The organism is Streptomyces sp. NBC_01352 (genome assembly GCF_036237295.1).
In the GTDB taxonomy this organism is placed as follows: Bacteria; Actinomycetota; Actinomycetes; order Streptomycetales; family Streptomycetaceae; genus Streptomyces; species Streptomyces plumbiresistens.
The window spans coordinates 4,813,959-4,827,147 of the sequence record NZ_CP108354.1 but is presented as its reverse complement, the minus strand read 5'-3'; the positions used below and the strand labels follow the sequence as shown (position 1 = coordinate 4,827,147).

10 protein-coding genes are annotated in these 13,189 nt (G+C 70.6%); 4 read left to right on the top strand and 6 right to left on the bottom strand.

Annotated features, from left to right (window positions below):
- The first annotated feature begins 2 nt into the window (after window positions 1-2).
- The 3 genes from OG252_RS22285 (at window position 3) to recQ (ending at window position 5,394) form a co-directional block, all read left to right on the top strand.
- Window positions 3-1,598, top strand: coding sequence for an NADH-quinone oxidoreductase subunit M (locus OG252_RS22285; protein ID WP_266435339.1), 1,596 nt, complete (start codon window positions 3-5; stop codon window positions 1,596-1,598).
- Window positions 1,595-3,244 carry an NADH-quinone oxidoreductase subunit NuoN gene (gene nuoN / locus OG252_RS22280; RefSeq protein ID WP_266435337.1) on the top strand — a complete coding sequence of 550 codons (1,650 nt, stop codon included), beginning with the start codon at window positions 1,595-1,597 and terminating at the stop codon, window positions 3,242-3,244. The genes OG252_RS22285 and nuoN overlap by 4 nt, the downstream gene beginning before the upstream one ends.
- A gap of 146 nt (window positions 3,245-3,390) precedes the next feature.
- A complete protein-coding gene (recQ, locus tag OG252_RS22275) occupies window positions 3,391-5,394 on the top strand; it encodes a DNA helicase RecQ (RefSeq protein WP_329345177.1) in 2,004 nt (667 codons plus the stop codon).
- Between the two features lie 156 nt (window positions 5,395-5,550).
- On the opposite strand, the gene OG252_RS22270 is transcribed toward recQ, so the two are convergent.
- From OG252_RS22270 to OG252_RS22260, 3 genes are all read right to left on the bottom strand, one after another.
- Window positions 5,551-6,489 carry a M56 family metallopeptidase gene (locus tag OG252_RS22270; RefSeq protein WP_266448191.1) on the bottom strand — a complete coding sequence of 313 codons (939 nt, stop codon included), beginning with the start codon at window positions 6,487-6,489 and terminating at the stop codon, window positions 5,551-5,553.
- 172 nt (window positions 6,490-6,661) lie between these two features.
- Window positions 6,662-7,906, bottom strand: coding sequence for a fumarylacetoacetase (gene fahA / locus OG252_RS22265; protein ID WP_329338173.1), 1,245 nt, complete (start codon window positions 7,904-7,906; stop codon window positions 6,662-6,664).
- A 126-nt stretch (window positions 7,907-8,032) separates the two neighbouring features.
- Window positions 8,033-8,653, bottom strand: coding sequence for a hypothetical protein (locus OG252_RS22260; RefSeq protein ID WP_329338170.1), 621 nt, complete (start codon window positions 8,651-8,653; stop codon window positions 8,033-8,035).
- Between the two features lie 85 nt (window positions 8,654-8,738).
- Between OG252_RS22260 and OG252_RS22255 the strand changes: the two genes are divergently transcribed.
- On the top strand, window positions 8,739-9,200 hold the full coding sequence (locus OG252_RS22255; protein ID WP_266435331.1) for a carboxymuconolactone decarboxylase family protein: 462 nt from the start codon (window positions 8,739-8,741) through the stop codon (window positions 9,198-9,200).
- 36 nt (window positions 9,201-9,236) lie between these two features.
- On the opposite strand, the gene OG252_RS22250 is transcribed toward OG252_RS22255, so the two are convergent.
- The 3 genes from OG252_RS22250 to OG252_RS22240 all read right to left on the bottom strand — a co-directional run bounded on the left by OG252_RS22250 (window position 9,237) and on the right by OG252_RS22240 (window position 13,183).
- Window positions 9,237-9,647, bottom strand: a complete 411-nt coding sequence (locus OG252_RS22250; protein ID WP_329338168.1) for a hypothetical protein — start codon at window positions 9,645-9,647, stop codon at window positions 9,237-9,239.
- Between the two features lie 342 nt (window positions 9,648-9,989).
- On the bottom strand, window positions 9,990-11,126 hold the full coding sequence (locus tag OG252_RS22245) for a glycoside hydrolase family 53 protein (RefSeq protein ID WP_329338166.1): 1,137 nt from the start codon (window positions 11,124-11,126) through the stop codon (window positions 9,990-9,992).
- A gap of 56 nt (window positions 11,127-11,182) precedes the next feature.
- On the bottom strand, window positions 11,183-13,183 hold the full coding sequence (locus OG252_RS22240) for a beta-galactosidase (protein ID WP_329338164.1): 2,001 nt from the start codon (window positions 13,181-13,183) through the stop codon (window positions 11,183-11,185).
- Window positions 13,184-13,189 lie beyond the last annotated feature (6 nt).

Genomic DNA, 13,189 nt, shown 5'->3' with positions numbered 1-13,189 from the left:
CGATGTCCTTTCCTCTGCTGACAGTGACGGCGGCGCTCCCGGCCCTCGGGGCGATCGCCACGGCCGCTGTGCCGGCGGCACGGCGCACCGCCGCCAAGTGGCTGGCGCTGCTCGTCTCGCTCGCCACGCTCGTCCTCGCGATCGTCGTCCTGGTCCGCTTCGACCCGGGCGGCGACCGCTACCAGCTCACCGAATCCCATGCCTGGATCGCGGACTTCGGGGTCAGGTACGAGCTGGGCGTGGACGGCATCGGGGTGGCGCTCGTCGCGCTGACCGCGCTGCTGATCCCGTTCATCATCCTCGCGGGCTGGCACGACGCCGACCCGCTGGAGACGGGCGCTGAATCTCTTGGCAGCTTCGCTGCGGGCCGCTGGCGGCCCACCCAGGGCTTCTTCGCGCTGATCCTGGCCGTCGAAGCGATGGTGATCATCTCCTTCGAGGCCACCGACGTCTTCCTCTTCTACATCTTCTTCGAAGCCATGCTGATCCCGATGTACTTCCTCATCGGCGGCTTCGGAGACCGTGCCCACCAACACGGCGAGGAGGCGGCGTCGACGCAACGGTCGTACGCCGCGGTGAAGTTCCTCCTCTACAACCTGGTCGGCGGACTGATCATGCTGGCCGCGGTGATCGGCCTCTATGTGGTCGCCGGGAACTTCTCGCTCCAGGAGATCGCCGAGGCCCGCGCCAACGGCTCGCTGGACATGGCGACCAACACCGAACGCTGGCTGTTCCTCGGGTTCTTCTTCGCCTTCGCGGTGAAGGCGCCCCTGTGGCCGCTGCACACCTGGCTGCCCAACGCGATGGGGGAGGCCACCGCCCCGGTCGCCGTCCTCATCACCGCGGTCGTCGACAAGGTGGGCACCTTCGCGATGCTCCGCTTCTGCCTCCAGCTGTTCCCGGAGGCGTCGAAGTGGGCGACGCCCGTGATCCTCGTGCTGGCGCTGATCAGCATCATCTACGGGGCGCTGCTCGCCGTCGGCCAGCGGGACATCAAGCGGCTGGTGGCGTACGCGTCGATCTCGCACTTCGGCTTCATCATCATGGGCATCTTCGCGATGACCAGTCAGGGGCAGTCGGGTGCGACGCTCTACATGGTCAACCACGGGATCTCGACGGCCGCGTTGATGCTGGTGGCCGGCTTCCTGATCTCGCGGCGCGGCTCGCGGCTCATCGCCGACTACGGCGGAGTGCAGAAAGTCGCTCCGGTCCTCGCCGGCACCTTCCTGATCGGCGGTCTGGCGACCCTGTCGCTGCCCGGGCTCGCGCCCTTCGTGAGTGAGTTCCTCGTCCTGGTCGGCACGTTCGAGCGCTACCCGGTGATCGGGATCATCGCCACCTTCGGCATCGTCCTTGCCGCGCTCTACACCCTCGTCCTCTATCAGAGGACGATGACGGGCCCGGTGAAACCCGAGGTCACGGCGATGCCCGACCTCAGGGTGCGGGAGCTCGTGGTGGTCGCCCCGCTGGTCGTACTGCTGATCTTCCTGGGCGTCTATCCGAAGCCCGTCACCGACATCGTGAATCCGGCGGTCAAGCAGACCATGTCCGACGTGGACAAGAAGGACCCCCAGCCCGAGGTGGAGGCGGCCAAGTGAGCGCAGCAGCCGTCCACAGCCTGTGGACAACCGCGGCGGAACCGATCGCGAAGATCGATACGCCGACGTTCGAATACGGACAACTGTCGCCCACCTTGATCGTCGTCGGCGCGGCGATCGTCGGGGTGCTGGTCGAGGCGTTCGTCCCGCGCAAGTCCCGCTACTACGCCCAGATGTTCGTGTCCGTCGTCGCGCTGGTCGCCGCCTTCGCCGCGGTCGTCGCGCTCGCCGCCGACGGATACGGCACGACCAAGGCGCGCATCGCGGCGATGGGCGCGATCGCGGTCGACGGGCCGGCCCTCTTCCTGCAGGGCACGATCCTGCTGGTGGCCCTGGTCGCCCTGTTCACCTTCGCCGAGCGGCGGCTCGACCCGGAGGCGCACGGCAACCGCGTCGACTCCTTCGCCGCGCAGGCCGCCTCCGTGCCGGGCAGCGACAGCGAAAAGGCCGCGGTCAAGGCCGGGTTCACCACCACCGAGGTGTTCCCGCTGCTGCTGTTCGCCGTCGCCGGCATGCTGATCTTCCCGTCGGCCAACGATCTGCTGACGCTCTTCGTGGCCCTGGAAGTCTTCTCCCTCCCGCTGTACCTGTTGTGCGCGCTGGCCCGCCGCAAGCGGCTCCTGTCGCAGGAGGCCGCGGTCAAGTACTTCCTGCTCGGCGCGTTCGCCTCCGCGTTCACACTGTTCGGCATCGCCCTGCTGTACGGCTACGCGGGCTCGATGTCGTACGCGACGATCGCGCAGGTCGTCGACGGCCAGGTCCAGACCGTCAACCCGGCGCTCGCGGACACCATGGGCAACGACGCACTGCTGCTCATCGGCGCCGCCATGCTGGTGATGGGCCTGCTGTTCAAGGTCGGCGCCGTGCCGTTCCACATGTGGACGCCGGACGTCTACCAGGGCGCGCCCACGCCGGTGACCGGGTTCATGGCCGCGGCGACCAAGGTGGCCGCCTTCGGCGCGCTGCTCCGGGTGCTGTACGTCATCCTGCCCGGCCTGCGCTGGGACTGGCGGCCGGTCATGTGGGGCGTCGCGGTCGTCACCATGCTCGGCGGTGCGATCGTCGCGATCACGCAGACCGACATCAAGCGGCTGCTGGCGTACTCGTCAATCGCGCACGCGGGATTCATCCTCGCGGGTGTCATCGCGACCACGCCCGACGGTATCTCGTCCGTCCTCTTCTACCTGGCCGCGTACTCGTTCGTGACGATCGGTGCTTTCGCGGTGGTCACGCTGGTGCGGGACGCGGGCGGGGAGGCTACGCACCTGTCCAAGTGGGCCGGGCTCGGCCGGCGGTCACCGCTGGTGGCGGCCGTGTTCGCGGTGTTCCTGCTGGCCTTCGCGGGCATCCCGCTGACCTCCGGGTTCGCCGGGAAGTTCGCCGTGTTCAAGGCGGCGGCGGAGGGCGGCGCGGCCCCGCTGGTCGTGGTCGGTGTGATCTCGTCCGCGATCGCGGCGTTCTTCTACATCCGCGTCATCGTGCTGATGTTCTTCAGCGAGCCGCGGCCCGAGGGACCGACCGTGGCCGTGCCGTCGCTGCTGACGACGACCGCGATCGGGGTCGGCGTGGCGGTCACGCTGGTGCTCGGTGTGGCGCCGCAGTACTTCCTGGACCTGGCCAACCAGGCGGGAGTCTTCGTGCGCTGATCCGCGCTGATCTGCGCTGCTCTTGCCTGGTGCGGCCCCGGTTCCCTCGTGGGAGCCGGGGCCGCCTGTGGATAACTCCGATGGTGTCAGTCCGGACCCCTATCGTGGAGGCAGTGGTCGAGGGACGACGTACGGGGGACACGGCAATGGGTGGGACGGGCGGGATCAGCGAGATGCCAGGCACGATCGACAGTGAGGCGCTGGCCACGCTGCACCGCGTCTTCGGGTACGGGGCCTTCCGCGGCGAGCAGGAAGCGGTCATCGAGCATGTGGTGGCCGGCGGCGACGCCGTGGTCCTCATGCCGACCGGCGGCGGCAAGTCGCTGTGCTACCAGATCCCGTCCCTGGTCAGACCCGGTACGGGCATTGTGGTCTCGCCGCTCATCGCGCTGATGCAGGACCAGGTGGACGCGCTGCGGGCGCTCGGCGTGCGCGCCGGGTTCATGAACTCCACGCAGGACTTCGACCAGCGGCGGGTGGTGGAGGCCGAGTACCTGGCCGGGGAGCTGGACCTGCTCTATCTGGCACCGGAGCGGCTGCGCCTCGAGTCGACGCTGGACCTGCTCTCGCGGGGCAAGATCGCGGTCTTCGCCATCGACGAGGCGCACTGCGTGTCCCAGTGGGGCCACGACTTCCGCCCCGACTATCTGTCCCTGTCGCTGCTCGGCGAGCGCTGGCCCGACGTCCCGCGGATCGCCCTCACGGCGACGGCCACGGACGCCACGCACAAGGAGATCACCCAGCGGCTGAACATGCCGACGGCCCGCCACTTCGTGGCGAGCTTCGACCGGCCCAACATCCAGTACCGGATCGTGCCCAAGGCCGACCCCAAGAAGCAGCTGCTGGGCTTCCTGCGCGAGGAGCACGCGGGCGACGCGGGCATCGTGTACTGCCTCTCGCGCAAGTCCGTGGAGGCGACGGCCGAGTTCCTGTCCCGCAACGGCATCGAGGCGGTGCCGTACCACGCGGGCCTGGACTCGGGCACGCGCGCCGCCCACCAGTCCCGCTTCCTGCGGGAGGACGGCCTGATCGTGGTCGCGACCATCGCCTTCGGCATGGGCATCGACAAACCTGACGTCCGCTTCGTCGCCCACCTCGACCTGCCCAAGTCGGTCGAGGGCTACTACCAGGAGACGGGCCGCGCCGGCCGCGACGGACTGCCGTCCACGGCATGGATGGCGTACGGGCTCAACGACGTCATACAGCAGCGCAAGATGATCCAGTCGAGCGAGGGCGACGAGGCGTTCCGGCGACGGGCCGCCGCCCACCTGGACTCGATGCTGGCGCTGTGCGAGACGGCCCAGTGCCGGCGTGGGCAGCTCCTCGCCTACTTCGGCCAGGACCCCGACCCGGTGGGCTGCGGCAACTGCGACACGTGTCTGACGCCGCCGGAGACCTGGGACGGCACGGTCGCGGCCCAGAAGGTGCTGTCGACGGTGGTGCGGCTGCAGCGGGAACGCGGACAGAAGTTCGGCGCGGTGCAGATCGTCGACATCCTGATGGGAAAGCGCACGGCCAAGGTCATCCAGTTCGACCACGACCAGCTGTCCGTGTTCGGTATCGGCGAGGAACTCTCCGAAGGGGAATGGCGGGGCGTCGTACGGCAGTTGCTGGCGCAGGGGCTGCTCGCGGTCGAGGGGGACTACGGCACGTTGGTGCTGACCGAGGCGAGCGGGGCGGTGCTGCGGCGGGAGCGGGAGGTGCCGCTGCGCAAGGAGCCGAAGAAGGCGGTGACCGCGCGGTCGGCGGCGGGTTCGGGGTCCTCGGGCTCCGGACGAGGCGAGCGCAAGGCCAAGGCGGCGGTGGCCGAGCTGCCCGAGGCGTTGGTGCCGGCGTTCGAGGCGTTGCGGGCGTGGCGAGCCGAACAGGCCCGTGAGCAGGGCGTTCCGGCGTACGTCATCTTCCACGACGCGACGCTTCGGGAGATCGTCACGGTGTGGCCCACGTCCGTCGCACAGCTGGGCGGGGTCGGCGGGGTCGGCGAGAAGAAGCTGGTGACCTATGGAGAGGGCGTGATCGGAGTGCTCGCCGGGTTGGGCGGGGTTCCAGGGAGTGCGGCGCCGAGTCCGGAGGGGGACGCGGGACCGAGTGCGGACGACTGGCCGGAGATGGATGCGGAGCCGGGGCCGGACGAGGACTGGATGCAGTAGAGGGCGTCGGCTGGTTCGGTGTCTGGTGCCTGGTGCCTGGTGCCTGGTGCCTGGTGCCTGTGCCCGGTGCTGCGGCTGAGCGGAGGTGGGTCGCCCAGCCCGGCGCTGACCGGGTGCCCGCAGGTTGACGGGGTCCCGGGGTCCGGGCGTTCGTCGTTACGACAGTGCCGTCAGGCCCGGGGCGAAGGCGATCAGCAGGGGGAGCAGGGGGATCAGGGCTGCCACCGTCGTCGTGAGGGCTCGGTGGCGGGGGCCGAGGCGGGGCTGGGGTTCCAGGAGGCGGTCCACTCGTTCGCCGAGGAGGCGGTGGGTGGAGGCGCAGGAGAGGACACCTCGGTGTTGGTTCAGCTCGATGAGGGCCAGGGCCGTGGTCAGGTGACCGCAGCGGCGGGAGGCCGTGTCGTCGGCGGAGAGTTCCACCAGACGGTGGGTCTGGTCGCAGAAGTGGGCGAAGAGCGGGATACGGGGGAAGCCGGTGGCAAGGGCGGTCGAGAGGTGGAGCAGCCAGTCGTGGCGGGCGCGGGCGTGGCCGCGTTCGTGGGTGAGGACCGCGTCCAGCTGGTGGTCGGTGAGGCGGTGCAGGGCGCCGGTCGTGACGATCAGCTGGGGCGGGTTGCCGGGCATCCACCAGGCGTCCGGATACTCGTCCTCCAGGACGAGGAGAGGGCCGCGCGCGGCGGGCAGGCCGGCCGGCAGGTCGGGGGCGCGTTCGCGCAGGTGGGCGCGGGCCTGGCCACGGCGACGGCGGGCCTCGACGAGCTCGCGGGCGAGCATCGCGGTCGTCCAGGCGGCCCCGCAGGCCAGCAGCAGGGTGAGGGTGGCGGCCCAGGGCGGAGCGGCGGAGAGGTCGTACGCCGCGGTCACGGCCGGCGGCGCGGGTGCGAAGACATGGTGGCGGACGGTGTGGAAGACCGCCGCGGTGCTCAGCACAAGGGCCGCCAGACAGCACAGCAGGACGGTGGCGACCAGGCACTGCCACACCCACAGCGCGACCACGGGGTCCCGTTCGGGCCACGCGGCCCGGGTCAGCGCACGGGGAACCGGCACGGCGGCCGCCAGGGCGACGGCGCTCAGCAGGAGCAGGCAGACAGTCATTGCCACGGGCTCCGGATCCTGGTCGGAAGAAACGGCTGCTTTGGGCGCGCAGTGCGCGAAGGGCAAGCACCGCACGGGATGTTCGGGTGGCGAGGGTGTCGTCCTCACACGCCACGCCGCCCGTCGCCAGTATGACGGCGGCGGGCGGCGTACGGCAGGTGTCGGGAGTGGTTCAGTGGGGTGCGGGGTGGGATCCGGGGCGGGATGCGGACGGCACCACCCGGCCGGTGACCTCCCCCAGGCCCACCCGGACGCCGTCCGGACCGGGGGCCCAGGCAGTCAGAGTCACCACGTCGCCGTCCTCGAGGAACGTCCGCTTGCCGTCGGGGAGTTCGAGGGCGTCGCGGCCGTTCCAGGTCAGTTCCAGCAGCGATCCCCGTTCGTGCTCGGAAGGGCCGCTCACCGTCCCGGAGCCGTACAGGTCGCCGGTGCGAAGGGAAGCGCCGTTGACGGTCATGTGGGCCAGCTGCTGGGCGGCCGTCCAGTACATGGTGGAGAAGGGGGGCTCGGAGACGACGTGGCCGTTGACGGCGACCGAGATGCGCAGGTCGTAGCCGCCGGGTTCGTCGTCCGTGTCGTCCAGGTACGGCAGCAGCGGGTGCGTTCGCTCCGGGGGCGTCACCAGCGCCGACTCCAGGGCGTCCAGCGGGGTGATCCACGCCGACACGGAGGTGGCGAAGGACTTGCCGAGGAACGGGCCGAGCGGGACGTACTCCCAGGCCTGGATGTCGCGAGCGGACCAGTCGTTCAACAGGCAGAGCCCGAAGACGTGCTCGCGGAAGTCGGCGAGTGCGACCGGTTCGCCCCTGCGGGAGGGCGCACCGACCACGAAGCCGACCTCGGCCTCGATGTCCAGGCGGACCGAGGGCCCGAAGACGGGCGCCGGGTCGGAGGCGGCCTTTCGCTGCCCCGACGGGCGTACGACGTCCGTGCCGGACACCACCACCGTGCCGGAGCGGCCGTGGTAGCCGATCGGCAGGTGCTTCCAGTTGGGGGTCAGGGAGTCGGCGGCGTCCGGGCGGAACATCCGGCCGACGTTCCGGGCGTGGTTCTCGGAGGCGTAGAAGTCGACGTAGTCCGCCACCTCGAAGGGGAGGTGCAGGGTCACGGCGGACAGGGGGTGGAACAGCGGCTCGATGATCTCGCGGTGCGACGGCACCGTCACCCATCCCGTCAGCGCGCGTCGTACGTCCGACCAGGCGGTGCGGCCCGCGGCGAGCAGCGGGTTCAGGGAGGGGCGCGCGAGGAGGGAGACGTACGGGGAGCCGAGGGCCGCGGCCGCCGCGCCCGCGTCCAGGACGTGGTCACCGAGGCGGACACCCACCCGGCGATCGTCGGATCCGGGGAGCGAGAACACGCCGTACGGGAGGTTGTGCGGGCCGAAGGGGTCGCCCTCGGGGACATCGAAGGGGGGCATGGGTGCTGCCTCACTCTCGTGCGTACCTGCGTTCGATGTGGTCGCGCCACACGCTGTCGGGCCACACGTTACGGCTGAGTTGCCTGTTCTGGGCAGGCCACACCCCTGGCGCACCCCTTGCGCAGGTCACGGTCCCTCGGCCGCCCGCTGCCAGGTCAGGAAGTCCGCGATCAACTCCGGTGGGTTGGCCGCTTCGGTGGCCTCGATCTCCCAGCCGGGGCAGTCCATGTCGAAGACCACCACGGGCAGGCCGCGGCCGAAGAGCTTCTCGATACGGCCGTCCGCGTGGAGATGCCGGGCGAGGTCGATGCAGGCGTCGGCGAAGTGGAGGTTGAGCAGGTCGCGTTGGGCGTCGATCTTGTCGTCGTCCCCTGTGAGCGGCAGATCCTCGTCCTCACCCTCGTACCAGAGGCCGAGCCGCTTGATCTCGTCGACGTACAGCTCGGCACCCGTCGGGTCCTGAGGGATGTTGCCCAGCATCTCGAAGCCGTCGAGGAGCCAGCAGGCGTAGTTCCAGCGGGCCTCGCCCGGGTCCTCCGGGCGTTTCTCCAGCTCGTACTGGCTCTCGGTGTTGTAGCCGATGGCCACGTACGGGCGGCGGTCGTCGTAGTCGATGCGCCAGATGCGGAAGGAGAGGGCGTAGATCTCGGACCGCAGGGCCTCGGGGAAGCGGTCCAGGATGCCGGCGGCGGCCTCCCGCAGATGCGTCTGGAAATCGCTCGGCGATTCCTCCGGCCGACCTGTCACAACCGCTGCCTCCGACCCGTCAGTGCAGTGAGACCGAGAACAAGAACGAGAACGAGCACGACCACACTGACACAGGAGGCACACCATGCAGGCACGGATGACGAACCCGGCGTACGTCCTTCCCGGCGCCATGAAGGGCATCGGCACCCTGTTCCAGGCGATCGGCGAGTCAGGACTGTCGCAGGAGGTGGCGGAGATCGTCGGGCTGCGCGCCAGCCAGATCAACGGCTGCGGCGCCTGCGTCCACGGTCATGTGCACAACCTGCGCAAGGGCGGGACGAGCGAGGAGCGCATCGCGTCCGTCGCCGCCTGGCGCGAGGCGCCCTACTTCTCCGACGCCGAGCGGGCGGCGCTCCAGCTGACCGAGTCGGTCACCCGCCTCGCCGACCGCTCCCACGAGTCGGTGCCGGACGCGCTGTGGGACGAGGTCGCCGACCACTTCGACGAGAAGGAACTGTCGGCGATCATCCTCACCATCGCCCTCACCAACCTGTTCAACCGCATCAACACCACCATCAAGGAGCCGGCCGGTACGACCTGGGGATGACGGCGAGCGCCGGTCCGGGCTTTGGCCCGGACCGACTCACGAGGTGCAGACGTCCTTCAGTTCGTCGGCCGCCGCGTCGATCTCGCTGGTGTCCGGGTTCGTGTCGCCGTCCAGGATGGCCTTGTTGTAGTCCTTGATCGCCTGGTTCAGGTCGTCGGCGGCCTTGTCGACCTTGTTGTCGTCCGTGTCGTCGTTGATCTTGTCGAGGTTCTTCTCGATCGTGTCGATCGACTCGTCCGTGCGCGAGGGGTCCTTCGCCGCGTCCCAGCCGGCCTCGTGGATCTCCTTGAGGCTGTCGGAGATCGTGTCGGCGTTGGACAGGCAGCCCAGCGAGTTGTCGAAGTCGTCGGGGTCGCAGGCGGTGGCGAGCCCGACGGTCAGGACGACTCCGGCCACGGCGGTGGCGAGGGTGGTGACACGGCGGCGGCGCGGACGGTTCGCGGACATGGGGCTGGTCCTTTCGTAGAGGATCTCTGCCCCTTACGATCCCGTCGCCCGCCCGCCGCCACGAGGGAACGGCCACCCGTATCCGTGGTGTAGTCCGCTACACCGGTCCCCGCCGGTCCCCGCCGGTCCCCGCCGGTCCCTGCCGGTCCCCGCCGGTCCCTGCCGGTCCCTGCCGGTCCCTGCCGGTCCCTGCCGGTCCCTGCCGGTCCCCGCCGGTCCCTGCCGGTCCCTGCCGGTCCCTGCCGGTCCCCGCCGGTCCCCGCCACACCTGACAGGCCCCGCGGCCCGCCCCACGACCGGTAGCGCCCCAGGGTCCTCAGCCTCGGTAGCGCCCCAGCGTCCTCAGCCCCGGTAGCGCCCCAGCGTCCTCAGCCCCGGCAGTACCCGGTCCTCGAAGTCGAACAGCGCGAGGTTCTCCCACGCGTTGCCGGAGGTCGGATCCTGTGGGTTCCAGCCGCTGCCGGCGCGGTAGGTCCACACGCCTTCCCAGTAGCAGTAGCCGAGCCCCTGCCCGCCGGGGACGGCGGCCGCGAGGTCGGCCACCGCGCGCAGCCAGGCCGCCTGGCCCGCGGGCGTGGCGGGGTAGCCGGGCGTGAGCTGCGAGGGGTCGTTCATGATGTCGTTGATGTCGTCCTCGCTCTCCAGCGTGAACGGGTACGCCGTCTCGGCGATGACGCACGGCTTGCCGTAACGGGCCGTGATGTCGGCCATGTTGGCGGCGGCCTGCTCCACCGACCCGTGCCAGAAGGGGTAGTAGGAGAGCCCGATGATGTCGAAGTCGACGCCGTAGGAGACCGCGTTGTCGAACCACCACCGGTAGAGCCCGTTGTCGCCGCCGTTGGCCAGGTGGAGGATCGTGCGGATGCGCGGCTGGGTGTCGCGGGCGGCGCTGAGGCCGGCCTTGAGGAAGGCGGCGAGGTTGTCCCAGTGCTCCCAGTTGCCGTCGGGCCAGAGCATGCCGCCGTTCAGCTCGTTGCCGATCTGCACCAGCTCGGCCGGGGTGCCCTGCCGGCGCAGTGCGCCGAGGACGTCGGCGGTGTGGTCGTAGACGGCCCTGCTCAGGCCCGCCACGTCCAGGTCGGCCCAGGCGGCCGGCTTGGTCTGGTGCGCCGGGTCCGCCCAGGTGTCGGAGTAGTGGAAGTCGACCCAGATGCCGATGCCGGCCCGCTTCAGGCGCCGGGCCAGCGGGAGGACGCGGGCCTTGTTGTTGTAGCCGTCGGCCGGGTTGACCCACACCTTGAGGCGGGCGTGGGTGACGCCCGAGTCGGCGAGGATCCGCACGGGGTCCTGGCGGCGGCCGTCGGCCGTGCGGAACACGGCGCCGTGGTCCTCGTTCTTCGGCAGCGAGGAGATGTCGACGCCGCGGATCTCCAGGCGGCGACGATCCCCGGCCGTCGAGGCGATGGCGGGCGCCGCGCCCAGCACGGGAATCGCCAGTGCGGCGGCTCCGGCGGCGGTCAGAACACTGCGTCTGCGCATGTCAGGTCCCTTCAAGGTGCAGGTCACAGGGGAAGGAAGGATTCAGAAGAGCGAGCTCAGCGAGGCTCGCGAAACACCTCGACCGCTCCGGCCGGCACGGCGGCCCGGCTCCCGTCCGCCAGCACCACCTTCACGTCGGCACCGCTGTGGTTGATGGCGAACCGGAAGGAGCCCGACTCGCCCTCGCGTACGACGAGTTCGACGTCCCGGGGCAGGTCGACGGGGACGATGCCCGCGTCCGCGAGGGCGAGGTCCACCACCGCCGCCAGATCGTCCCCGGTCAGCCGGGTGGCCAGATACCAGGCGGCCCCGTCGCCGAGCGCGCGCCGGGTGAGCGCCGGCCGTCCCGCCGTACGCCCGTCGGCGAAGACGGCCACGGTCTCGCAGCCGTCGCCGGGGACGACGTACTCGGACCACACATCGGCCTCGAACACCTCCCCGGACGTTGTCCGTACGGCGATCCGCTCGCCCGGCAGCAACGGGTCGAACTCCTCGACGGTCAGCCCGAGTACGTCCCGCAGCGCCCCCGGATACGCCCCGGGGTGCACGGCGTCGTGTTCGTCGACGATGCCGGAGAAGTAGGAGACCAGGAGGGTGCCGCCGCGCGCGACGTACCGCTCCAGGTCGGCGGCGACCGAGGCGGGCGCCGAGTACAGCTGGGGGACGACGAGCAGCGGGTACCGCGAGGGATCGACCCCGCCCAACCTGGCCGGCGCGAAGAAGTCCACGGTCAGATGCCGGTCGTACAGGGCCTCGTAGAACGCGTCCAGCCGCTCCCTGGCGTCCAGGGCCTCGCTCGGCCGCCACTCCAGTCCCTGGGCCCACCAGGAGTCCCAGGACCAGACCATGGCCACGTCGGCGCGGGTGCGGGTACCCCGGAGATCCGCCAGGTCCGCGATCCGGCGGCCCAGATCGGTGACCTCCCGCCACACACGCGTCCCCGTCCCGCCGTGCGGCAGCATCGACGAGTGGAACTTCTCCGCGCCGCTGCGGGACTGCCGCCACTGGAAGAACAGCGCGCCCTCGGAGCCGCGGGCGACGTGCCCGAGGGAGTTGCGGGCCATCTGGCCCGGCTCCTTGGCGGGGTTGTGCGGCTGCCAGTTGACGCCCGACGGGGAGTGTTCGAGCAGCAGCCAGGGGCCGCCGCCCGCGACCGAGCGGGTGAGGTCGGCGGCGAGGGCGAGGTTGACGTGGGTGCGGCGGCCGTCGGTGATCAGGTAGTGGTCGTTGGTGACGAGGTCGACCTCGTCCGCCCAGGCCCAGTAGTCGATGGAGGCGCACTGGCTGGGCGCGACCATGAAGTTGGTGGTCACGGGCACGCCGGGGGACAGCCGGTGCAGGATGTCCCGCTCGGCGACGAAGTTGGCGCGGGCCTGGCCGTCCGCGAACCGCTGGAAGTCCAGCTGCTGGGCCGGGTTGCCCACCGTCGGCGTGGCCCGGGGCACGCCGATCTCCTCCCAGTCGCCGTAGAGCTGGCCCCAGAAGGCGGTGCCCCAGGCCTGGTTGAGGGCGCCGAGTGTGCCGTAGCGGTCCTGGAGCCAGGCCCGGAAGGCGTCGGCGCAGGTGTCGCAGAAGCAGCTGAGCACGGGTGCGCCGTACTCGTTGTGGACGTGCCACATCGCTACCGCCGGATGACGGCCGTAGCGCTCGCCGATCCGTGAGGTGATCGAAGCGGCAGCCGCCCGGTAGTCCGGGTTGGAGTGGCAGATCGCCCCGCGTGATCCGAACGCCAGCCGCACGCCCTCCCGGGTCACGGGCAGCGCCTCCGGATGGGCGCGGTAGAACCAGGCGGGCGGTACGACGGTCGGTGTCGCCAGGTCCACACCTATCCCGGCCTCGTCGAGCATGCCGATGACGTGGTCGAGCCACTCGAAGTCGTACTCGCCGGGCCGGGGCTCGATCCTCGACCACGCGAAGATGCCGAGCGAGACCATCGTGACACCGGCCTCGCGCATCAGCCGTACGTCCTCCTCCCACACCTCCTGCGGCCACTGCTCGGGGTTGTAGTCGCCCCCGAAGGCGAGTGGCAGGCGGTCGTGCGGGGCGGCGGAGGGCATGCGGTG

Bases quoted from the DNA above. Each gene is read 5' to 3' on its own strand.
- OG252_RS22250 (WP_329338168.1), bottom strand. From the start codon at position 9,647: ATGTCCGCGAACCGTCCGCGCCGCCGCCGTGTCACCACCCTCGCCACC.
- OG252_RS22285 (WP_266435339.1), top strand. From the start codon at position 3: ATGTCCTTTCCTCTGCTGACAGTGACGGCGGCGCTCCCGGCCCTCGGG.
- recQ (WP_329345177.1), top strand. From the start codon at position 3,391: ATGGGTGGGACGGGCGGGATCAGCGAGATGCCAGGCACGATCGACAGT.
- fahA (WP_329338173.1), bottom strand. From the start codon at position 7,906: ATGCCCCCCTTCGATGTCCCCGAGGGCGACCCCTTCGGCCCGCACAAC.
- OG252_RS22270 (WP_266448191.1), bottom strand. From the start codon at position 6,489: ATGACTGTCTGCCTGCTCCTGCTGAGCGCCGTCGCCCTGGCGGCCGCC.
- OG252_RS22255 (WP_266435331.1), top strand. From the start codon at position 8,739: ATGCAGGCACGGATGACGAACCCGGCGTACGTCCTTCCCGGCGCCATG.
- OG252_RS22245 (WP_329338166.1), bottom strand. From the start codon at position 11,126: ATGCGCAGACGCAGTGTTCTGACCGCCGCCGGAGCCGCCGCACTGGCG.
- OG252_RS22240 (WP_329338164.1), bottom strand. From the start codon at position 13,183: ATGCCCTCCGCCGCCCCGCACGACCGCCTGCCACTCGCCTTCGGGGGC.